Below are 24,951 nucleotides of genomic sequence, written 5' to 3' on the forward strand. Positions count from 1 at the left end.
CTTTAATTTTATTTTTATTACTTGTTTTTATGTTCTTAATGTCTTCTTACTGGTTCAATTTTTTTGCACAATCCCCAAACACTGAAAAGAGCAATTATGGCCAGAGCAGCCCCAATTATGAAAGCTGGTGTATAATTACCCCCGCTAGTTAACCAAGGTACCAAGGAGGTTAATCCTACCGCACCAAGTTTAGCAGCCATGCCAGAAAATCCAGAAAGGGTACCAACAGTCTTTCCACTAAATAAATCGCTTGGTAAGGTTTGAATATTTCCTATTGCTGTTTGAAAACCAAATAATATTACTGCCATTATTAGAACTGCGGTTACAGGAGCACCAGGGTTTGCCATTGCTAATAATGAGGGAAGCATAATTAAACATCCCAAAGTTATTACTAGCTTTCGTGTTTTATTCACAGTCCAACCTGCCTTTAATCTATTTTGAGCCAATAACCCCCCAAACCAAGCACCTAACATTGCTCCTACATAAGGAACCCATCCATAAATACCAATAGATTTAACATCCATACCATATACTTCATTGAGGTAAATAGGAATCCAGAATACAAATAACCACCATATAGGGTCTATGGCCGCAGAGGCTATAATTACACCCCAGCTTTGTCTATGAGATAGTAATTCTTTTGTATTTGGGACATAGGCTTCTTCGGTAGTATCTTCTTTCTCAAAGCCTTCGTTTTTCTGGCCAGTAAGTATATATTGTCTTTCTTCATCAGTTATCCACGGATGAGATTTTGGTGGTGCTTTAACTAAAATTAACCACGGAATTAGCCATAGTAACCCTACTAAACCCACTAGTATAAATATTGCTTGCCAATTGAAATAAATAGTAAGAAATGCAATTAACGGAATAGAAATAATGCCTCCAATTGCAGCTCCTGAGTTAAAAATACCCTGAGCCAAAGCACGCTCTTTAGTTGGAAACCATTCGGCATTCCCTTTGGTCGCTCCAGGCCAGTTACCTGCTTCGGCAACACCAAGAATCCCTCTAAATATTCCAAAGCTCACTACACCCTTAGCCAAAGCATGAAGTGCTGTAGCTACAGACCATACACCAATGGAGAGTACAAAGCCTAAACGTGTGCCAACCCAGTCGAAAATTTTCCCAAAAATCGCTTGACCAAAAGCATAGGAAAAAACGAAAATAACCGAAATAATAGCGTAAATTGATTTATGCTCATCTGCTGACATTTCTGGATAAAGATCATTAGCAATTGCTGGCCACAGAACGCTTAACGATTGTCTATCTATATAATTGATTATAGTAGCTAAGGCAATTAATCCTACTACCCACCATCTTAAACCTTTAATTTTCATACTATTAGTTTTGTGCATAAAGTGTAGGCACAACATTACTGTTATGTTATAGCTTACAAAAACTCTATACTATTTATTTAATGTGAAGAAATACTATATAAGAATTTCTTCCCTCCTAATATTTTAAAAACAACAACCAAAGCCGTGCATCTTATAGTTGCTATTTGTTTATATATAACTCTAGGAATTATAACAATATTGATATAATAAACTAAAGTGATCTTTCATTTTTTGCTTAGCCAAAACAGGATCTTGGGCTTCAATGGCATTATAAATTTCAGTGTGCTCCTTAATACCCTTAACTGCTTGACCCTTATCACAAACATGATATTTTTCGAAATCCATTATTATTTGGGGCGTAATAGTAAGCATGAACATATTCATGGTGGCATTACCGCTAGCTTTTGCTATAGACAGATGAAATAGCAAGTCTTCTTGTACTGCATCTTCTCCTGAGATTGCCTTTTCTCTATATGCATCTAATGCCTCTTTTATATTCTGTAAATCTTCTTTCGTTCTCCTTAATGAAGCTAATCTTACTGTTTTAAGTTCTAATAAGATTCTTGTTTCTACTAACGATTTAAAATCTGGAGATTCTAAACGCAAAATATCATCAATCATACCATTCATGGCAACCACACCAATATTAGCGACAAATGTTCCACTTTGAGGAATTGATTTTAACAAACCGTAAAATTCTAATTTTTGAATTGCATCACGTACATTACTTCGTGTAACACCAAATTTTTCTGAAAGCATTCTTTCTGATGGGAGTTTATCTCCAGGTTCAAGATTTTTATAATTAATCAATTCTTTTATTTTACCAATAATTATATTTTGACCCTCTTGATTTTCGTTTACCGTAAGTACTTCTAATTTCATTCCTTATTGTGTTTTCTATAACTGGTTAACCAAATAATACTGATAAATTTAAAAAAACTATTTGATTATTCTCTCTTTTTTTGAGGTCAAATTTTGCTGGTTATATTTAACCGGCAAAATCCAACTAAAACTAATTTAAAAAATTACTAAACAAACTAATATTACTATTAATGTGATACTTCTAAATCGTAATACTTTACTTTCGTATATGCATTCTCATCCTGAGTAACTAAATAATTTCCTGCTTTAAAGTAGTTTTCAAAAACATGCCACTTTTCAATGTGAATATTATCATAAACTACTGACTCATTATTATTTAAAATCACTTCCATTCTTCCACTTGTCACTTTAACTTCTAAAGTAAACTTATCGAACCCTACATATTCAGAAAAAGTATGTCCATCATCATCTGTCCATGAATCTGTTTTCAATATATCTGTGTCGGACACATTCAAATCTTTCAACTCTTTGGTCTTCACACGAACATAACCATAATTCCAATATATCTTTAACATAGGAGGTGCATTATTATCATTCTCTCCTATTAAGTCTCTTTGTGCATTGGTTAACCTACCGTGAATTTGCATTATAATTACTCTATGGTATTTATCATTAGAATCCTTACTAGCCTCACTTACCTGAAGTGTTCCTTTCATGTTTCCTCCTTCTTCAAAAGTCCAGTTGGCATTATTACTTCCTGGAACCATTTGCTCTCTTAATTCGGTTCTAGAATAAGAGGAATTTGCCGTAGAAGCTCCTGGATAGGTATAAAATACTAATGCACCATTAATCGAATCGTTATACATGAATGGCTTTAGCATTTCATTAGTACCATAATTTAAAATCTCTGGTGGTTCTACTTCAGTAGGATTACCAATAGGCAATGTCACTTTCCAATTACTTAAATCTATATTTGGTAGTTTATAGTTAACGGGATCTTCGATTTCTTCCTCTTGTTCTTCTTCAATTTCAACAATTGGGGCTTCTTGATTAGATTCTCCTTCACAGTTAACATTTATAAATACTAACATACAGAGAAATAAATTCCAGAATAAAATCGATATATACTGCTTTCTAATCATCTTAATGACTTACTTCTAATTCGTAAAACTTAACTTTAGAGTATGCTCCTTCATCCCTTGACTGAAAATAATTACCAGCTTTAAAATAGTTTTCAAAAACACCCCATCTTCGCATATGAATATTTTCATAAACTTTAAACTCGCTACCATTTAATATAACAACCATTTTCCCCTCTGAAACTTTAACTTCTAAAGTAAACTTTCGAAAACCAACTTCTTGCTCAAAGTTGAAACCTTTATCATTATCCCAAGCTTCTTCATGTAGAAGAGCCATATCTGTAGCATTTGGATTCTTGAGTACTTTGGTCTTAACTCGAATCTTACCTTTATCCCAATAAATTTTCAAAATTGGAGGTGCATTGTTATCGTCTGCTCCAATAAGGTCTCTTTGTTCATTGGTAAGCCTTCCATGTATCTGTAATACTATTGTTCTATGATATTTACCATTAGAATCTCTAGTGGTTTCATCCATAGCTAGTTTTGCTTTAAGTTTTCCACCTTGAGCAAACGTCCAATTAACATTATTCTCTCCCGGCACCATTTGTTCTCTCAACTCAGACCTAGTATACTTAGTATTTCTGGTCTTAGAATCTGTTGGCATTGCATGAAATACTATAGCCCCTTTTGTGGAATCTATATACATGTATGGTTTAGCAACCTCTATACTTGCAAAATCTAAAATTTCAGGAGGACTAATCTCAACAGGCTTGCCTTCTTCATTTGCAACAGGAAGCGTAACCTTCCAATGGCTTAAATCTATATTGGGTAATTTTACTTTTTTCTTCTTCTTTTTTTTCTTTTTACTCTTTTTTTCAACCTTAACATCCGATTCTGTAACGCTACTTTCCTTGTTTTGAGAAGTAGCGTTAGCAGATAGAAAGGCTATGAATGCAATTAGCAATATATTTCTTCGGAAGTTTTTCATGATAATAATTTATTCTACTGGATAAACTTTAACATTATCTACAAAAGCATCTACATCAGTTACTGCGTAAATAAATATAGCAACTTCACCTACAGAATTAGATCTAAACTGAAGTTTCATTGTTGTACCCCCCGAACAAGAATTGTCTGAAAATTTCCCTTTTGCCTCAGTACCAACATGCTTTACCAAAGCATTACTAGCAACAGCATCAGCACTATTACTAAAATGACCATTTAAAATTGATGCAACTACACTATTAGTTTCAGCACCTCCTGTTTTTATGGCATATTCGTACTCAAAAATGTAATCCTCATTAGGGCTTAATGTAACTGCCTGATATGCATATCTAGTATCACCAGGCACAGCAGTACCATCAGGGTTCGCACTTTGACTTCCTGACCATTTTGCTCCTCTTGTTTTAGAACCTAAAGTTCCCTCATAGTCTATACAAGAACCATCAGAACTAGTACCAAATGGGTTACTATTCCCTGTGGTTGATATTTTCCATGCATTTCTAATATTAGTATCATCCGAAGATGCACCTCCTTCACGTTCAAAATCACCTTTAAGAATCTCAGGATTAAGAGGACCAGCTGGTCCACCTACAGTAACTTCTTTTGTAATAGAAGTTGGTTTATTTATAAAATTTGTGGTTGTTAACGTTACCATATAGATCCTTTCCATACCATCATCATTATAACTATATGTTGGATTTGCATCAGTTGAGCTACCTATGCCATCTCCAAAATCCCAACTATAGCTGGTAGCGAGTAAAGAAGCATCTGTAAATGTAACATCATAATCACTAGCTACATCATCAAAAGTAAAATCAGGAACTGAAAGTGGTTCTCTATAAAGATAAATGTTATCTACATTAAGAGTTGCCTCATTATTTGCAGTGCCTCCTGTACCTAATTCTAATGTTATTTCATCTATTTGAGTAATTCCTTCAGAAGCAAAATCAATATCTACACCTGTCCACATATCATTTTCTAAAGTTTGCTCAAAAGTTTTACCTCCCATTGTTATTTTTACTTTATCAACACCTATATCATGAACAGAATGAAGGTCTAAATGAATATAATCAGCAGAAGTGCCCGTTCCAAAAACATCTGCAATAATAATAGCAGGGTCAAAAGTAATAGATGCAGAAATAGTACTGTGAAGTCTTGAATATTGAATTACTTTATTTTTTATATCCCCAACTTCTACTTCATTATACTCTGCATCATCACCATCGAAAATAGAACTTGACAATTTGTTTGTATAGGCAGTAAAAGCGCCATCAATTTCAATACCATCACTGAAAATAGCATATACATTTTCATCAAGTATAGTTGGTGATAAAGGTGCCGAAGATAGCGTAGTAAGTTTATGCTCCACTGTTACATTTCTAGTTTGAACAACATCAGTGAAACCCTTATTGGATTTTGCAGTTATCGTTATAGTATAAGTTTCTTCTTCAATATTATTAGGATAATCATAAGTAGCTGTACCGGCATCTTCTGTAATCGTTATAACATCATCTGTACTATTTGGGTCTCCAAAATCTACTACATAAGAAGTCACCCCTAGACCTTGTGGACGCACAGTAACTATAGTTCCGTCTCCATCCTCAATTTTGACAGTTATAGCATGACTTGGAAATGTAATTTCTGTGAGTCCCGTACCTGCGTTGCCTTCATTAGGAGCTACTATTGTGTCATCATCTTCACATGATGAGACTATAAGTCCTGTTAGTAGTAAGGCAAATATTCCTTTTCTTAATAAATTCATAATTTCTACTTGTTTATTATTATTTTATTATGGTTTTGGATACACTTTAACATTATCTACATATGCATCTTGATCTGTAGAAGCAAAAAAGAATATAGCAATCTCACCACTTGCATTAGAGGTAAATTCCTTTTTAACCGTTGTGAAATTAGTATTACCCAAAATCTCATCATTTACTTCTTCCGTTAAAGGCGTGCTAGCTAAAGCATCAGCAACCTCATCAAAGTGACCATCTAAAATTTGTAAAGTAATATGACTACCTGGTGTAGCAGCAGATTTTATTGAATACTCATACTCAACAATATACTTAACCGTACGATCAGGTATAGTTTCTGATACTTTTAATGGCTGGTAAGCAAATCTTCTACTTCCTGGATTAGTAAGATTTGAAGCTGAAGCTGAAAACTTCATGCCACCCGTTTTAGAACCTGTATCAGCACCATCATAATTTAACCATGAACCATCACTAGATGTATTAGGCGTTGTAGAACTAAAACCAGTAGTCCCTATCTGTCCCCAATTCGTATCAAAAGTTTTATTTTCAAAGTCTCCATTAAGCACTATTGGATCAATAGGCACAAATACATCTCTTACTTCTACTATTTGTGTATTAGTTCCTGATGCATCATTTGCATCAAGCGCTGTGAGTGTTACTTCGTAATCGCCTTCACCTGCATCAAATCTTACAAAAGCAACATCTGTTTCTGTTGAAGTAGATTCTGTACCACAAACAATAACACCATTAGCATCTTCTTCACATACTACGCCTTCACCAAAATCCCATAAATATTTTGTAGATTCATTAGATTCATTGGTAAATGAAACTATTCTAAAATTCTCTGGATTTGGAGTATAGCTAAAATTCGCTTCTGGCAAAGTGAGATCGGGTATTGAACCAGTATCGGGTAAATCAAACTCAAAAGCGTCTTCACAGCTTACCACGAAAGTTATAGCTAATAGAGCTAACACTAAACCCATAGTGTTTTTTAAAGCATTCAATTTCTGTTTCATGTTTTCTAATTTTTTATGTTATTAGTAACCAGGGTTTTGATTTAAAAGCCCTTTACTTAAATTAATTTCTCTAGATGGAATTGGTAACAATAGGGCTCTAGCATTATAGCTAGGATAAACTGTTATATCTTCATCGTTATCTTCTGCAGAATGATTTTGCAATACAGTATCCGCAACTCCAAATCTTAACAAATCGAAGAAACGCTGATTTTCAAAAGCTAATTCTACTCTTCTTTCTAGTAACAATTCCTCTTGCGTTATTACTCCATCAGCATCATTAGCTAAACCAGCACGATTTCTAACAGCGTTGAATGAGCTTAGCGCATCTAGAGTATTAGCAGCACCAGTACCTGCCATAATTGCTTCTACATGCATTAACAATACATCGGCATAACGTAATACGATCCAATCATTCCCCGCAAGACGAGCATTAGTACCGTAAGGGAAATCAGGGTTATCAAAATCAGTGCCTTGAGGTAAAAACTTTGCCACTTCGGCCTCTTGTGGTGCAGGCAATCCTGTATCAGGATCAGTTAATGCTGCATCTTCGCCGAAAGCAATATATGAAACTGCTGTTCTATTCCCTCCGTTCTCATTAAAAGCAGCTACCAAATTAGGGTTAACAATGTTTAACCCATCTTGTCTTCCTTGACGTATAAAAGAGGTGAATTCAGATGAGAACCCTTGACTTTCATTTGGTTCTGCAAACTCATATCGAATAACAAACATAACTTCGCTATTCATTTCATTGTAAAACACATCGTTAAAATCAGTTTGCAAATTAAAACTTCCATCCGCTATAATAGCCTCACATAAATCTTTAGCCCCAATATAGTTAGGTGTTGGTTGCGATAAATACACTTTAGCCAAAATGCCTTGTGCTGCCGCTTTTGAAGCTCTAGCTTTATAGCTATTATCTAAATTAGCAATAGCTTCTTGTAAGTCTGCAACAATTTGTGCATACACTACTGATTTAGCCTCTCTGGTAAAAAGCAGGTCATCTTGATTGGACTCTGCCACGGCAGTTACCAATGGCACACCACCTATAGCATCATTATCACTTCCATACAGTCTAACTAAATTAAAATAAGCATAAGCTCTTAAAAATTTAGCTTCAGCTGTATATTTGGCAATGTTTGCTGGATCTGCAGCGTCAATATAACTAATAACACTATTTGCTCTAAAAATAATTTCATACATAGATTGATAATAATCTTCTGATTGTATGTTGTTTGCATCTGTTACATACCTATGAAAATCAGCTCTTGATCCTTCTAGTGTAGCACTTCTTGTATTGTCTGAGCGATGCTCGGTTAAAAGATACTCAAACTGTACTCCTCTATTGAAAGTTGAGTTATTTGTTGAATTTGGTCTATTTTCATTAACCCCTTGTATGGCATCATAAATTCCATAAATTCCGGCCAATACATCTTCGTCTGATTGAAAGAAACCATCAGCAGCAATAGCTGTATCTGGCAGTGGGTTTAAAAACTCATCTGCATCACAAGAAATAAGCATCATTCCTGTTAATGCAACAATTAAATATTTTATATTTTTTAAATATTTCATGATTATTTCTTTTTTTATTAAAAATTAAGGTTCAAACCAACTGAATAAGTACTAAACAAAGGTGTACCAGCTCTTTGAGAGCCATAAGTTATAGGTGTATTATTATTATCAATATATTCTGGATTAAAACCGTGATAATCATCAGAAGTAATATAAATTAAATTCTGACCAGATGCATATAACCGTAATGATGAAAGACCAAATTTTGATACAACATCCTCTGGTAAGTTATAACCAATATTTACATTTCGTAATGAAAAATATCCTGAATTTTGAACAATATCGTCTGTAAAAATCTTTGGTTGAAGGAAAGAGACATCAGGGATTGTTCCATTAGCAACTAACGCTTCTGGAGCCCCATCTAAAGTAGCACCACTAAAATGATAGAAATATTGATCTCCAACGTTTCTTATTTGTCCTCCTTGACTTCCTTGAACCATAAAAGAAAAATCTAAATTTCCAAATTTAAATTCGTTTGTAAAACTCCAAACGATATCTGGATAAGGATCTCCTAAAATGGTCTTATCATCATCTGTAATTAAACCATCTCCATTTAAATCTTTAACAATAATATCCTCAGCCTGCCCATTAATTCGGTTATAAGGCGTATCCCAATATTCAGTTGATATTTCTGTATCTGCAACAAAACCATAAAAAGAAGAAATTGGATTGCCAACCAAGTTTATCCATTGGGTATTTCTATCAAATCCATCTACTCCAAGGTTTCCATTGTCGTTACCAAAATCAATTAACTCATTTTTATTGGTCGATGCTATTAATGTTGTTGACCATCTAAATTTCTCTGTAGAAATATTATTAGTTCTTAATTCAAGTTCCCATCCTCTATTTTCTACTTTTCCTTTATTTACAATTCCAGCACCAAATCCAGTAACATAAGAAACATCTTGATTTAACAATAAGTTATCACTGGTTTTTACATAGTAATCTAATGACCCTGTTATTCTATTGTTTAAAAAGCCAAAATCTACACCAGGGTTAAGTTGCTCTGAAGCTTCCCATTGTAATAATGCATTAGCAATATTTCTTGGAGAAAAACCTGAAACAATAGCACCGCCATCCGTAATGGCATTGGTACTTTGCAAAAGTGCCAAATAAGGCCAAGTATTAGTTAAACCATCTCCTACGTTAAAGTTTTCTGAACCTGTAAGCCCCCAACTAGCTCTAAACTTTAATTTACTTATAACATTACTATCACTTAAGAAATCTTCATTGTGCGCATTCCACCCCACAGATACTGAAGGGAAATTACCCCATTTAGAATCTATACCAAAAACAGAACTACCATCTCGTCTAATTGAAGCATTAAATAAGTATTTATTATCATAAGCATAAGTTAACCTTCCAAAATAACCAATCTTTCTAATTTTAAGATTGATTTCGCCATCTGCTGGTTTGGTAATAGTTGTCGCTCCTTGTAAGTTTTTAAGCAAATCATTAGAATATCCAGAACCATTAACGGTACTAATTTCATCATTCCTCTTTTGAAATGTAGCACCCGCCAATAGATTAATTTCATGATTGCCTATTTGTTTATTATAAGACAAAGTGTTATCTGAAATCAATCTAGATTTAAATCTATTCCTCAACTCGTAAGCTGCTGGGTTTGAATGATGATGTTTAGTACCATCCCATCTTGTTCTTTTCTCATCTTCCAAAGTAACCCCAAAGCTTGTTTTTGCTGTTAATCCCTCAATAATCTCATAACTTAAATAAGCAGAACCTAATAGTTTCGTCTTATACTCATAATGCTCTCTTTCAACATATTGCGCATAAGGGTTTTGGTCTCCTGAAGTACGAGGGGTTCTAGTACTACCGTCTCCATTTATATCCAATTCATCTAAATGATCTTCTCTAAAATAATCTCCTATCCCAACATTTGGATACGCATCTCTATCTATAAACTGAAGCGTTTCTGCTGTATGATAAATTGGTAACCAAGGCGATTGTCTTATAGGATTATGTATAGAGGTAGGTAATCGTCTTTGTTTTGAATAAGAAGGTGTAGCACTCAATCCAAATTTAAGCTTATCGGTTAATTTGGAATCTACTTTCAATTTTCCAGAATACACCTTGTAGTCATCCGTTATTACAACACCTTCATCGTGAAGATATCTTAAAGCCACACTAAATTTTGTGTCTTTAGTTCCGCCTCTTGCAGAAAGAGAATGACTTGTAATATAGCCTCCATTAAAGAAAACATCTTGCCAATCTCTATCAATACCTGTTACCTCTATTAGTTTTAGTGCGTACAAATTACTATTAGAAATGGAACCAGTCTCAGCCAATTCTTTAGCTGCCCAACCAGTAGCATTTCTCTTATAATCATCACTCCCGAAAGCCTGTTTATAACCTGTGTAAGCGTCATAATTAAATTTCACTTTTCCTTCTTTTCCAGTCTTGGTAGTAATTAGAATAACCCCATTAGCCCCTTCACTACCATAAATAGAAGCAGAAGCTGCATCCTTTAAAATCTCGAAAGATTCTACATCATTCATATCTATATTACCTAGAAAGTCAGAATCTACTATTATACCATCAACCACAACGGCTGGACCTGCTGTCCCAGTAATAGACCCTACACCTCTAATAGTAATGGTAGGAGCCCCACCCGCTTCTGCATTGGTGGATTGAATATTTACACCTGATACCTGACCAATAAGGGCATCATCTACCCTTGCTACCGCTATTTGATCTAAAGTCTCGTTGACAACTTTGGATATTGAACCTGTAATTGTTGATTTTTTCTGAGTACCATAACCAACCACCACCACTTCGTCTAGCTGTGCTAAATCTTCAGCTAAGGCAATATTTATAGTTGTTTGATTTCCTACTATTTTAGTCTGGCTTATAAAACCAACATAAGAGAATTGTATAACCTCTCCTTCATTTACTTGAATTTGATAATTCCCGTCAAAATCGGTAGTGGTTCCCTTTGAAGTATTAACCACAATTACATTTACACCAGGAATAGGAATATTATCTGTTGCAGATACAACTGTACCTTTAACAACCGAACCATTCTGTGCAATCAATGTAATACCAAAGAACAATATTACAATTAGAGTTAGCTTGTTTTTAAAATTCATAATGTTTTATTTATGTTTAAATTGTAAAGATTAATTAGTATTGCTTTATACTAATTCGATGATTAAAGATTTTAATCATCTTAATTACTTCACAAAAAACCTGCTCATCTATTATTTTTTTGTAATTTTGAAGAACAAACAAGGTTGTTGTAAAGCAATAGTTTGTGCTAATTTTACTTCCCTCCTAAAAGAAGTAAATTGTTTTAAAAGGATAGGCGTGCACCTATCCTTTTTTTATTTTTAATCATGATATTTGTGATGGTATTTAGAAAAGTTAGACATTTAGTTAGTTAGTTTTTATCTGGAAAACCAAATTGGTTTACCAGATTGGTTTCCCAAATATATATTAATTTTTTGTTAAAACAAAACATTTTGGAATTTTAACAGCGTTATTCCATGAAATCTTCACGTATAGGACTGAAAACATCAATTAAAATACCAGATTTTGTACATTTTGCTCCATGAAGTACATTAGGCGGAATATATACTGAATCGCCATCTTTTACCGTTTGTGTAATGCCTCCAATGGTGAATTCCCATTCTCCATCAATACAATAGGTTACTTGTGAGTGATAATGTTTATGTTCATAACCAATACCTCCCGCTTCAAAATGAACTTTTACTAGCATGATTTTATCATCATACCCCATAATTTTACGTTTTACACCTTCTCCAACAATCTCCCATTCTTGGGCTTCATCTAATAGAAATTCATTACTTGCTCCAAAACTTTTCATTTCTCTTATTTTATAAGTTTATTAATGTATATGAACCTTTCCAAGTATACTCTATATCATCTATAGAAAGGTTATGCTCTTTATTTGAATCATTATTTTCGTTTGAAATAATGAATATATTTTGTTTACTATGGCTCATTTCAATCTGTACCGCGGTATATTCATTTGAATTATAAATCACAGAAACATTTCTTATGTTACTATAAGCGTTAACAGCAAACTCTGATATAGGACTATAAGTTCCATGTGACTCAACCGTAGATACAAACAAAGCATCTTTAAAGTTCTTTTTTCTAAGAATCAAGGTAGGTTCATTTCGTAGATTAAATTCTGGATCATTGGCTCCTATCCTACCAAAAATAATATCATCATTATTTGAGGTTGTTGCGGTATATGTATAGAATTTATTGTTAAGCAACCAATTAAGTTTAATATTGTCGCCACTTGCGGTTGCACTAGCTTCTTTGTATAAATGTTGATAACCATTTGCTTTTCCTAAAACTTGAGGAGTATCCAGCTTTGAATACTCAAAATTGGTTTGCATAATCTGCCCCAAATAATAAAAAGGTAAATCGTATTGATTTGGAGTTTCGGAAGTTACTCGCATTATATCCAACACATAAGGGTTATCATATTCTTCATCCTTAATTATTACTATGGTTCGGTGAAGTTGTGTCTCAGAGTATGCTTTATTTTCCTTCGCGCTAGCTACTTGAAGATCTATATCATCAACACTAAAAATATATTGCTCTGAATGATGTTTGCTACCAATGTCATATTTCCCTTGAAAATGTGATGTTTTATTTTGAACCAAAGTATTATGAGCAATCGTTTGTTTTGCCCAAGTTTTATTTTCCTTTAAATAGTTTCCACCTCCTTTTTGCTCGATATTTACAAAACGTGCCAATCCGTAATCTTGAACAACCTCTTCGCCGTCATCAAATAATGCATACGATAATTTATCAAAGTGCCCATGACTTAAACCATGCGCCGTATATTTAAACACTAATTCTAAATCACCACTTCGTACAATTCCTACTGCACCTTGATCACCGTTTGGTCCATCGGATAACTCGATAGAGTTTTTATTAAAAGGTTGTGTTTTCCCTTCTCTAATTCCTAAAGCTACCGCTAAACCGGCATCATCTAAAGTTACTTTACCTTGCTTTTGGGCAATACTTAACAACTCTGGATTATTACCCCCAAAATGATACGCAATATCTACAGCAGAAACCAATGACCTTGCATAATAAGACATTCCTTTTTGAGCATCATTTAGTAGAAAAAATTCACCATCAGCATCCGATAAATTGATTAATGCAGTAACACTTTTTAAAAGGACACTGTCTTTATGCTGGAATACTTTTAACTCTGGCTTTTTATTTTGAAGTGCTTGAGCAAAAATTAAAAATGGATACGAAGCATAACGTTGGTAATATGGCCCTTCAGTATAATAACCGTCTGGGGAAAATGGTTCATCTAAATTTGCAAAAAAGCCAACTTTACCATCTCTATTTATATAACCACCATCATTATCTTTCATATTGGGGTTAAGATTTACATCTTTTAAACCATATAGAGCACGTTGCAATAAACTATCATCATCCATAGCAAGAGCCATCATCCCCACTGCTACATTACCCCAAGTACTATGATTATGAACGCGATTAAAAAACTGCGGGTTTCCTTTTGAAATAAAATCTGCAAACGGTTTAAATAAATCATTTTCCAACATATTTCGTTCTTCTCCCGTTAGGTAATCATAAATACAATCATAAGCTTGACTTGTATAAACCATCCAGTTAGAATCATTTAAACATTGCCAAAAAAGTTTTCCTCTGGCATACGAGCGTGGTTTTGGATGCACCGGTAATGTTGGATACATTTTTGCATATTCAAACAGCATATCCTTTACATATTTGGCATACCTTTCATCATTTAAAATCTGATATAATACCCCAGCTTTTTGCATCACCAAAAAGTTTCTCTTATGCCTTTCATGTGTATAACCCCCTGAATAATCTTTAGGAATTGGAACCTCGATGCCATTTTCTATTTCGGTATCTATTTCTGCTTTTGTTTCAGTTAACGATTCATCAAAAATGGGTATAGAGCCCAAATTAACCCTAATGTCTTTAACACCCTGTTTGGTAAGTATCAAATTAGGATGCTCTGACGTAGAATTGACATTCGATAATGTAGTAGAATTTATTTGCTCTTTACATGATATAAAGAACAGAGTCAATATTAATAGGGTTACTAAATAACTTTTAAAACTAATCATTCTCTGTTGTGATTTGAATTCCTTCACCTAAAGTTCCTTCCTTAAACCACACTTCGGCATAACTCCCATTTTCATATTGTTTAGCTATGTCTCCATTATAAGTTTCAGATTTAGTGGATTTTCCGTTCGCTTGATTATAAGCCCCTTGTTTAAAAAACTGCTTTTCTCCAGCATAGGCATTTTCACGCTCAACACCAACCTCTCTTTTTGATGCATATGTTGTCAAAACTTGTTGAGGAATATCTTCTTTTTTTGAAAAGTCTGATTTCAATAAGTTCTTTATGAATTTAACAGTCTTATGACCTACACTAGTGAAGGTTAGATACATAACCCCTTCATACACGTTCACCTCATAACTAAATTCTTCACCTAAAGCGATACCATCTTCAGGTTCTTCAGGATAGATGTCCGGACTTGTTCCAACAACTGATCTATCATAACCCCAAACCGCTGTAGAGAAATCAAATCTACCAGAATTATCCCCTTCAGTATTTATTTCATAATTCCAAAAAACAGAGCCTTTTTTATGACCAGGAAACTTTTTGTAAAAAATTTTTAAAGGTTCGTTTTCATGACCTTCATCACTATGAATTTGACCAACTACAACAGAATATGAAGATGCAACTCTAGCATCGCCTGTAGTAGACACATGCTGTACTTTTAAAGTTCCCGTTAACTTGCCTCCTGTTTCTGGTATCCAACGCTTTTTTTCTCCTAGCTCTGTTCTTGTATTACTTGAATTTGGAGACGTAATACCAGAATTAGGTGTTTTATAAACTACCCAATCCGTATCGCCATCATTTTTAACATAGAAAAAATCACTCTTTTCATAATCTATTAAATCTTTAGAGCGTGTGCCATCTCCTAAAAGAATTTGCCATTTGTCCATAAATGGAATAACATCGCTTGGATAAGTTATCTTTTTTATATCTATGTTATCCGATTTCTTTACTTTATCATGACAACTGTTTATTGTCAATATAAATCCAATCAATAAAAACAGTTGGTATATTGATTTAATAATTTTAGTACTCATATTATTATAGTTAATCATTTATGTTTAGTTAGTCAAAATACTTTCAACAAAGAAACTATACCACCTTTTTTCACTACCTCCGTAAAGCTCCAGAGGTATCTCCTTCCATCAGATTTTGCACGTTTTCAAGTGAAACTATATTAACATCCCCCGGAACGGTATGTTTTAAGGCACATGCTGCTGAAGCAAAGTCTAAGGCCTGTTTATCCTCATAGTGCAACAATCCATATATAAGTCCTGCAGCAAAAGCGTCACCAGTTCCAACACGATCAATAATATGGGTAATATTTAGCATATCAGTTTTTATATACTTTTCTCCATTCCATAATTTACCCTGAATCTGATGGTGCGAAGCACTTATAGTTCTTCTGGTTTTTTTAATTACTTTTTTTACATTAGGGTAAACGTCAATTAACCTTTTTGCTAAAAATTGAAATTTATCCTCAGCTTCCCCCAATCCAAACATTTCGCGAATACCATTACTACTTGTAATCACAACATCACAGTTTTCAACCAAATTTGGTATAACTTCTTGCATGGTTTTTCCGTATTTCCACATATTGCTTCTAGAATTAATATCTCCAGAAACAGTTATACCCATTTTGTTAGCCGTTTTAATAGCATCTAAACAACACCTTGCCGCTCCTTCTGAAATAGCAGGTGTAATACCCGTCCAGTGAAACCAATCGGCATCTTTAAGTACGTCTTCCCAATTCACCATTGAAGGTTCAATTAACGAGAAAGAAGACCCTTCTCTCTCATAAATTACCTGACTAGGTCTATGCACAGCACCTTTCTCTAGGAAATACTTACCAATCATATCATCGCCATAAATAACATGTTCAGTACTTAACCAGTGTTTACGTAAAAACTGTGTTGCAGCTTTTCCAAGAGCATTATTAGGAAAACGGGTAACATGAGCAGCTTTCATTCCCAAATAAGCACAAGAAATAGCAACATTTGCTTCACCTCCGCCATAAACAAGTTCAAAAGAAGATGCTTGTGAAAACTTCTCATAGCCTGGTGGCGATAAACGCATCATTACCTCACCAAATGTTATTACTTTTTTAGTCATAATTCTAGTACATCAACTTCAATTTAAGGTGCTCTTCAACCAATATTTTACCCGAGTTAGAAATAGTGTTGTTTACGTGATAATTGTTTTTAGCACCCCACAATAGAGCTACTAGTTTCACAGGGTTATTTTTAAAAGTATTATTAGAAATATCTACATTAACAATGCCTCTGGTATTAATCAATATTCCATTTTGCTCCTTGGCACCACAATTTATAAAAGAGCTATTTGTAAGGATAAGATTCCCACCAATAGTTGATTCATCGTAACCACCACGATAGTAATCGATAACATTTTGTTTTACGTTTGTGAATTGGCAACTATTAATGGTTAAATATTCGGTGTTATAATCACCTTTATCGTTAGTTTCTTCTGATAACTCTAAACCATTTTCGCAGTTAGATATGGAAGTGTTTTTAAAAGTGATACGTTCTGCAAACGATTGTTTGTATACTTTTAGAGCGAAGTCGAAATCGCTTATTTCACAATTTGTAACAGATAACCCAAAGTGAGTATACATATTCTCTTTTAGTGAAGCAAATGCTTGTTGCGTAGTAGTTCCTTTTAAGTAAACATTTTCCAGAGCTAAAAAACCTTTTGGATGCAGTTGGAACAGTGATGAATTTTCTTCACCTGCATAATACAAAACGGTTTTGGTTTTATTTGAAGATTTAATGGTTAGCCTTTTATTAATAACTAAAGGTTTTGTTATTAAATATTTTCCTTGATTTAGAATAATTATATCACCACTATTAGCTTCATCTATTTTAGATTGAAAACTATCTTTAGCAGAAACTTTAATAGTTTTAGGCTCTTTAGCTTCTACCTCATCAGAATACCAACTTGGGCCATACTTCGTTTTGTCTAAAATATTTGGATCTTTAATTGAAACTATTGCACCAATAATGTTGTTATTTTTTCTTGAATTTCCGAATAAGTCATTGGATATTTTTTCAAATTCAAAACCTTGATAAGGCTCAACATCATTAATGCCTGTTGCCCCAAAAACATGGTCTGATACTTTATTCAATCCGAAAACTTTTGGTTCTAATCCTTTATAAGATACAAACTCGACGTTTTTATTATTGATAATGTTACTTTTAAAAGTTACACCATCAGCTTGATCATGTTCCACAATCGGAGATTTATCACCTACCTCATTATAAAGTAGATTATTTGCCACTAATGTTCTTAAAGGTCTTGAAGAACGAATTTCAGAAGGTGGCAAAACATTTTTTTGATCTAAATTTTGTCCAACACCAAATTGCCATGGCGCATCACAATTTATATAGGTGTTATAGGCAACCACAACATCGGTTACTTGATTGTAACGATTTAATGGCGATTTTGGAATGCCATTCATTACTGCCAGAGGGCTTCTAAAACTCTTTCCTTTTAGGTTATAGAAATAATTATTGGTAACCCAATGCCCCGTATTAATGATTCTTATTCCACCAATATTTTCGTTTTTACCATCTCCAATAAAGTAGTTACCATCTATAGTGCAGTAATTTCCATGCCTTGTTACAAGTGAGCCTTCACTTTTATAAAATACATTATTTCTAAATTCGTTAAAATTGGTCTTACTTGAAATAATCTCGACCTCACCATTACATTCCTCAAAAAGATTATTTGCAACCATAGTATAACTAGGAGACATGGAAGAATAACTATCTCCTATTTGAATGGTTTCTCCACTGGCACCTCCCTTTGGAGGACGCGGGCCAAAATGATTGTTAACTATCTGGTGGTAATTATTAATGTGTTCATTACCTTTTAAATCTATACGAATTGTTGGCCCTCGATTAGTTTTCCCTTTAATATAGCAATTCTTCAGTGTGTTGTGCCTACCCCAAAATTGAATCCAACGGTCGGCATCATCACGACTCATTTTATTAAAATCTTCAATAACACAGTTAGTAACCGTACAATGATTACCTATAGTTTTTTTATCAATTTTAAATTCGATTACAGCATCACTTGGTGAGTAACCATTTCTGAAATGCAATCCATCAATTATTAAATATTTCCCTCCGAACTTCACATTAGAAACACCTTCAATAAAAACTTTTCCAGGAGTTTCTGCTTTAATTGTAATAGGATTATTTTCAACTCCTTCAGCTTTAAACTTAATTTGAACGTTCTTCCATATACCATTTTTTAAAAAAATAACATTACCTGGTTTAGCATTATTAATAGAAGCTTCTAATTCTGAAATATTTTCAACAAAAACACCTGACTTAACAGAATCATTATTACAGGAAACAATAAAAACTCCAATAAAAACATGTACAAAGAACTTTTTCATAAAATCAAGGATTAACAATTAACTTTAAGATAATAAAAGAAAGTCTTTATCTCTACAAAGACTTTCTTTTAAAACTAAACAACTATTCAAAAAACTCTAAACTCAACTATTTACTAATATCAATTATGTTTCTTGGAAAAATAAATTGGTTTACCAGATTGGTTTTCCAAATATATGAATGTTTTTTATATAAACAAATTTTGAATAAAAAAACTTAGCTATATGTCTAATAACTTACAGACCATTATTCAAATTAATAACATGTTACTTTCTAAGAAGCATAGTATTAAGGTTTAGAAACAATTTATTAAATGCTATACTATAGTACTTTCTTTCGCATACTGAATATAGTGAAAATACTTACAAGTATATAAATAGGAAGTGAATTCACTTGTTATTTCACCTAAATGATATAATGTTTTACAAGTAAATATGGCTAAAAGAATACGTATAAATAACAACTTAAATCTTTATTGAACATTAAGTTGTAGTGGTATTCTGTCTAAATTATGCTCTCGAATACTCACCAATACATAGACGCACAGAAGTATATTTTACAATTTAAGATTTACTTGAAATGCATATATAAATATACATTGATGCACACAGTTATAAAACTGGAAGTTTCTAGAGATACCACGAAAAAACCCAAAAACTTTAGTTTACGGGATTTTTTGTTTTTAAAAAGTTTATTTGATTATAAACAAGTCCGAAACCCTTCTCTACTCTAGTAATTGAAAATCATCTTGTGCTACAAACATACCCTCTGTCAATTTTACCGCTTTAATCAATTCTGCCGTATTTAGTCTATCAGAAAAAACAAAACAATAGAATTTCTCTTAGTACTACTAGCTTAAGAAAAAGGTATATATCATTAAGATTTCCGAGAGTTTCTTTTTGAAGTATCATTTAAACCCTTAAATCTCTAAAAAAGAAACATGACTAAACCGAAATGAATTACAATTTATCTAATATTATCTACCGGACTTAAACCAAGGGTGTTAAAAAATTGGATACTGGATTCAAGGCGCTTAATAATAATGTTATTTTCTTTTAATTGAGCATCAATTAAACTACGCTCTCGCGAATTGATAAGAAATAAGGAACTCTCACCTAAAAAGAATTTACGTTCTTCTCCTTTTAATAGTACCTGATAATTGGCAACAACATTATTTACAATACCTTCCTGTTTATCCAGAGACGCCATTTCGTTATTGATAGCGCTAATTTTATTTTTAATGGTGAGCATTTGTGATGTTCTTTCATAATTTACATCCTGTAATTTTAATTTTGCTAGTTTTAAATCACCTCGTTCTTTTCGAAGAAAAAGAGGCACACTAAAATTCAAAAATGCCTTATAGTTGGCGGTATTGAAATTCTGCAATGGTTCATAATCTTCAGATAAAAAATTGTATTGTAAATCGAGTTTAGGTAATAATTTATTCATTTTTAAATTCCTATCGATTTTTAATGCTTTTATCTTGTTTTCTAATGATCTTAATTTAGGATGATTATCTAAAGTTAAGGAATCTATTAAGCTTTGTTCTATCATTAATGACATATTTAAGTCATCTACAGAAGGTTTAGAAGGAAAAATAGTCTCTTCAATTTCTAGTGGGATGCCTTGTATCCATAAATAATTACTGGCTTTTAAGGCCGCCTTAATACGTTTAAGCTTGGCTGCTTCAAAACTCAACTGCCTATTCTGTAAAGCTATTTTTGCTTCTACAGAATCTATAGTTGCTAACTGCCCCGTTTCTGCACTACGTTTTACAGCCAAAAAGCGAGTATTAGCATTCTCTAAAAAGTTAGAAAATATACGCTCTTCATTTGCAGCTTCTAGCCATTCTGTATAGGCCATACCTGCTTCAAACAATACATTATTAACTAATAGATCTCTATCTGCTTTTGATTGCTCTCTAAAAAAGCGTGCTTTTTTAAGTGAAGCCATTCTATCATTAATCAACAACCCCTGTGCCAAAGATACGGACACACCTGCACTATATAAACCATCATCAGGCACCGATAAATCCCGGCTCAAAAAAGCGCCTGAATTTTGCTCAAAATTTGCTTTAAACTCCACACCATACCACGTTGGCACTTTAAAAGTAGCGTTTAGTTCATTATAGTATTCTGTATTCTTAAACTTCTTTCGATTAAAATCAACTTCAACCTTCGGATCGAAGCCTCCTTTAGCTTTTAAAAGGTTCGCCTCTCCTGCATTCAAAGTCAAATTTGCTTGCTTTACCAAAGGATGATGCTGTTTTACATACCCCATATACTCTTGAAACGATAAGGAATCTATTAACGTATCCTGAGCCACTATAGAAAGACTGAAAAAAAATATACAACAGTTAAATAAAATTTTCATCTTTTTATTTTTTTGCGGTTTTATCCTTTGTATTGTTTTGACTTGGCATATAATAATTAGGCGGAAATCCATTTAACTTTCTCCACACTTCAAACCAAATTGATACATCCTCTAATAGAGCTATAGTATAGGCACCAGAACCAACACGAACATTTTGAGGCCACTCATTTTCATTCTCATCAGGAGCAATAAGCACCCTAAATTTTCCATTATCGCTAATAAATGTTTCTACAGCCACTACTTTTCCGCCAAAAGTTCCGAATGCCGCATTGGGCCATCCACTAAAGAAGATCGCTGGCCAGCCATCAAATTGAATTCTTACGCGTTCTCCTTTATGTATCAATGGTAAATCTATAGGCTCTACAAAGGTTTCTACTGCCAGATCGTAATTAGCAGGCATGATGCCAACCAAGGCTTCCCCTTCTTTAAATGTTTCTCCAATACCAGCTCGTAACGCCTTATTTACATAACCATCTTGTGGTGCTGTTACATAATAAAATGCATTTCTAAGCTCGTAATTAGATGTTTGATTGTCTAATTTTGAAGTTTGTGCTTCTGCTTCAAACTGGTTTGATTGTGCTGTGAATTTTTCACTGTTTGTTTTAGCAAACTTATTAGCATATTCTGCCGTTACTCTATTAATTTCAATTCTTGCATTCAATACATCATTTTTACTTGACATCAACTTATTTTCCTGCGAAATCAATTTTGCCTGTGTTTCCTGCATTTTTAATCGCTTCTCTTCAACAGCTGTCATAGGCTTTAAACCTTCTTTTTGAAGTGTCATAATCCGTTTCAATTGTGTTTCAGCGATTTTATAATTTGTCTTCGCTGCTTCTAGATCGATACTATCACTTTTAACCTTTAAATAGGATTGTTTTAATTTATTTTCTGCTTGCGAAAGTTTTAGTCTTCTTTCATTAAAAATAGCATCTATTTGATTTCCAAGTGCCTTTACTTTACCTTTATAAGACTGTACCGAATTACTTTTTGCATCACGCTGAAGCTTCGTTCGTTCTACTAGTTTTGGATCTTGATACTCGGTTTTTATTTCTGAAATATGAAGGATGGTGTCTCCCTTCCTAACAAAATCGCCCTCTTTAACATACCATTGTTCAATTCTTCCCGGTATAGGTGATTGTATCGTTTGCGGTCTTTGATCCGGAGTTAATGTGGTAACATACCCATCTCCAGAAACATTTTGAGTCCAAGGTAAAAACAAGACAATCAGCGCAGCAATCGAAAACCCGCCTAACAGCCTATTAAACAGCTTGTAATGTCTTCTTTGAAATACTTTTTTATGAGATTGATAACCTTCTAAAGTTACCTTTTTATTTATTTGGTTATGAGATATATTAAGCATCTGTATTGTCTTTATTTATTAATATGCCTTTTTCCAATTTCATACTTTTGGTACACTTATCTTTCCATGAAGGGTTTCTACTAGAAATAATGAGTGTCCAATCTCTTTCAGGAGAAATCAAATAATTGATAATTCGATTTACTTCTTTCTCTTCAAAATTCTCTAGCGGGTCTTTAAGTATTAATAATTTTGGGTTCTGAATGATCGCTCTTGCCAATAAAATACGTTTAGAAACAGTAAACGGAATTTGCTGCCCCTCAGGATGCATCATCGTCATTAAACCTTTTGGTTGGGTCTTTATAAAATCTAATAACCCTACTTGTTTTAGTATTTCATGCAACCGTTCCTGCGAAACACTGTCTGCTCCAAACGTTATATTATCAAGTATGGTACCCTCAAAAGGAGTTTGATCTGGTAACACTTGTCCTATAAAAGCTCTATAACGATTTGCCCATACCGCTTTTATCGATACATCGTTTATATACAGATCACCTCTTGTTGGCTCTATTAACCCTGAAATTATTTTAAGCAACGTTGTTTTACCAGAACCAGAAGATCCGTCCAAATGAATTCTATCTTTTGAAGATATCGTAAAATTGATTCCTTTTAGTATTTCCTGTCCTTCAGGAGAACTATACTTTAAATCATCTAATTCAATAGTAAGACTACTCTTGTTCTCAAATGGATCGATACCTTCTTGAGGCTCTAATTCTTTATCAACTACCTGACCTATTTTTTCTAAAGAAGTTAATACATCGTAAAAAGACTCCAATCCTGTAATCACTTTTTCAACAGAACTAATTAAAAGCAGAATAATAATTTCGGCAGCAACAAACTGACCGATATTCATTTGTTGATTTAAAACAAGTAGTCCCCCGATAAGTAACAAACCAGAAGTTACTAGGACTTTAAATCCTATCATTTGAATAAATTGTGTCAATAATATTTTGAAATGACTTTCTCTTGCCGACAAATATTGAGCGGTTAAATCGTCATTTCTATTCATAGCCAGGCCACTATTACCTGATAACTTAAAACTGATTAGAGATCTCGCAATCTCCTGTATCCAATGAGCCACCTTGTATTTACTTTTTGATTCCAAAAGACTGGTTTCAAGACCTCTTCTAGCTGTTGATTTAAAAAGAATATAAACTAAAACTATAAGTAATATACCATATATGATAAAGAACGGGTGATAAAATGACAGCAACAATAGCCCAAATACTATTTGTAGTAATGCTGCTGGGAAATCTATTAATATTTTAGATAAGCCTTTTTGAACTGTTAGTGTATCGAAAAACCTATTTGCCAACTCTGGTGGATAAAAATTTCGTAGTTCACTCATCTTTACCTTAGGAAACCTATACGCAAATTCAAAAGATGATCTTGTAAAAATCTTTTGCTGAATGTTTTCAAGAATCCTAATTTGCATTAATTGTAGTACCCCTTGAAAAGCAACACCTAATGTTACCAAGACGACCAATACAATCCACGAAGTAGATACTTGTGCACCTTGGATAAAATTGATTATTGCCTGTATTCCTAATGGCAACGATAAAGCTACTATACCCGCAAAAATGGCATAATAGAAAATTTGTCTTATATCTTTCTTATCAAGCTGTAATAAGCCCGTAAACCTCCTCCAAGGAGTTAATTGTTTTTGTTCCATATGAATAAATGATACTAAAGAGTAACAACGCTTGTTGGTACTGTTTTTAATTGAAATGTAATATTGAATATAATTACGGTACGTATGTAAGTCTAACCCACGTGATTTACATAAAAAAGGAGTTATACCGAGTCTGGGGGTGGGATTAGAACCTCGAAATTAACTATCATGTCATCCCTTTCTTGATAGTAGGTAAAGTTCTCTTCTATACTTAAAGGCCATAGGTTATACACAAATGGTGTATAGAGTTTTTTATAATCCTCTTTCAATTCCTCAGTATTATCTTTCTTTTCTGAATCTTCGGTAGCTTCTTTTTTAGAGGAAACAATTTCAGTATTCGATTCAATTAAATAATTCTGAATAGAGAACTGCGCTACAAAATATAATGACATGATTGTAGCGATCAAGATGTATAAGGACTT

General features: G+C 33.4%; 17 protein-coding genes. All 17 read right to left on the reverse strand.

What is annotated here, in order from left to right:
- Nucleotides 1-35: 35 nt before the first annotated feature.
- Nucleotides 36-1,334 (reverse strand): MFS transporter, encoded by a 1,299-nt coding sequence (locus tag Q4Q39_RS17490; RefSeq protein WP_303283852.1) that lies wholly within the window; start codon nt 1,332-1,334, stop codon nt 36-38.
- A gap of 180 nt (nt 1,335-1,514) precedes the next feature.
- The gene (locus Q4Q39_RS17495) at nt 1,515-2,216 is read right to left on the reverse strand and encodes a FadR/GntR family transcriptional regulator (protein ID WP_303283853.1); all 702 of its coding nucleotides are present in this window, start codon (nt 2,214-2,216) and stop codon (nt 1,515-1,517) included.
- A gap of 167 nt (nt 2,217-2,383) precedes the next feature.
- The gene (locus Q4Q39_RS17500; RefSeq protein ID WP_303283854.1) at nt 2,384-3,247 is read right to left on the reverse strand and encodes a polysaccharide lyase family 7 protein; all 864 of its coding nucleotides are present in this window, start codon (nt 3,245-3,247) and stop codon (nt 2,384-2,386) included.
- A 52-nt stretch (nt 3,248-3,299) separates the two neighbouring features.
- On the reverse strand, nt 3,300-4,223 hold the full coding sequence (locus Q4Q39_RS17505) for a polysaccharide lyase family 7 protein (protein ID WP_303283855.1): 924 nt from the start codon (nt 4,221-4,223) through the stop codon (nt 3,300-3,302).
- A gap of 9 nt (nt 4,224-4,232) precedes the next feature.
- Entirely contained in the window at nt 4,233-5,999 is a 1,767-nt protein-coding gene (locus tag Q4Q39_RS17510) for a PKD domain-containing protein (protein WP_303283856.1), read from the reverse strand.
- A 27-nt stretch (nt 6,000-6,026) separates the two neighbouring features.
- Nucleotides 6,027-7,010, reverse strand: coding sequence for a hypothetical protein (locus tag Q4Q39_RS17515; RefSeq protein WP_303283857.1), 984 nt, complete (start codon nt 7,008-7,010; stop codon nt 6,027-6,029).
- Between the two features lie 21 nt (nt 7,011-7,031).
- Nucleotides 7,032-8,579 (reverse strand): RagB/SusD family nutrient uptake outer membrane protein, encoded by a 1,548-nt coding sequence (locus tag Q4Q39_RS17520; protein WP_303283858.1) that lies wholly within the window; start codon nt 8,577-8,579, stop codon nt 7,032-7,034.
- Nucleotides 8,580-8,596: 17 nt separating this feature from the next.
- On the reverse strand, nt 8,597-11,686 hold the full coding sequence (locus Q4Q39_RS17525; RefSeq protein WP_303283859.1) for a SusC/RagA family TonB-linked outer membrane protein: 3,090 nt from the start codon (nt 11,684-11,686) through the stop codon (nt 8,597-8,599).
- Between the two features lie 389 nt (nt 11,687-12,075).
- Nucleotides 12,076-12,423, reverse strand: a complete 348-nt coding sequence (locus Q4Q39_RS17530; RefSeq protein WP_303283860.1) for a cupin domain-containing protein — start codon at nt 12,421-12,423, stop codon at nt 12,076-12,078.
- Between the two features lie 10 nt (nt 12,424-12,433).
- Nucleotides 12,434-14,707 (reverse strand): heparinase II/III domain-containing protein, encoded by a 2,274-nt coding sequence (locus Q4Q39_RS17535; RefSeq protein WP_303283861.1) that lies wholly within the window; start codon nt 14,705-14,707, stop codon nt 12,434-12,436.
- Complete coding sequence (locus Q4Q39_RS17540; protein WP_303283862.1) at nt 14,700-15,743, reverse strand: polysaccharide lyase family 7 protein; 1,044 nt, start codon at nt 15,741-15,743, stop codon at nt 14,700-14,702. The genes Q4Q39_RS17535 and Q4Q39_RS17540 overlap by 8 nt, the downstream gene beginning before the upstream one ends.
- Before the next feature lie 73 nt (nt 15,744-15,816).
- Complete coding sequence (locus tag Q4Q39_RS17545; protein ID WP_303283864.1) at nt 15,817-16,818, reverse strand: sugar kinase; 1,002 nt, start codon at nt 16,816-16,818, stop codon at nt 15,817-15,819.
- A 4-nt stretch (nt 16,819-16,822) separates the two neighbouring features.
- The gene (locus Q4Q39_RS17550; RefSeq protein ID WP_303283865.1) at nt 16,823-19,126 is read right to left on the reverse strand and encodes a chondroitinase-B domain-containing protein; all 2,304 of its coding nucleotides are present in this window, start codon (nt 19,124-19,126) and stop codon (nt 16,823-16,825) included.
- A 964-nt stretch (nt 19,127-20,090) separates the two neighbouring features.
- On the reverse strand, nt 20,091-21,497 hold the full coding sequence (locus tag Q4Q39_RS17555) for a TolC family protein (protein WP_303283866.1): 1,407 nt from the start codon (nt 21,495-21,497) through the stop codon (nt 20,091-20,093).
- Between the two features lie 4 nt (nt 21,498-21,501).
- Entirely contained in the window at nt 21,502-22,860 is a 1,359-nt protein-coding gene (locus tag Q4Q39_RS17560; RefSeq protein WP_303283867.1) for an HlyD family secretion protein, read from the reverse strand.
- Entirely contained in the window at nt 22,853-24,529 is a 1,677-nt protein-coding gene (locus Q4Q39_RS17565; RefSeq protein WP_303283868.1) for a peptidase domain-containing ABC transporter, read from the reverse strand. The genes Q4Q39_RS17560 and Q4Q39_RS17565 overlap by 8 nt, the downstream gene beginning before the upstream one ends.
- A gap of 122 nt (nt 24,530-24,651) precedes the next feature.
- Entirely contained in the window at nt 24,652-24,921 is a 270-nt protein-coding gene (locus tag Q4Q39_RS17570) for a hypothetical protein (RefSeq protein ID WP_303283869.1), read from the reverse strand.
- Nucleotides 24,922-24,951 lie beyond the last annotated feature (30 nt).

It is taken from the genome of Flavivirga amylovorans, assembly GCF_030540875.1.
GTDB classification, from domain to species: domain Bacteria; phylum Bacteroidota; class Bacteroidia; order Flavobacteriales; family Flavobacteriaceae; genus Flavivirga; species Flavivirga amylovorans.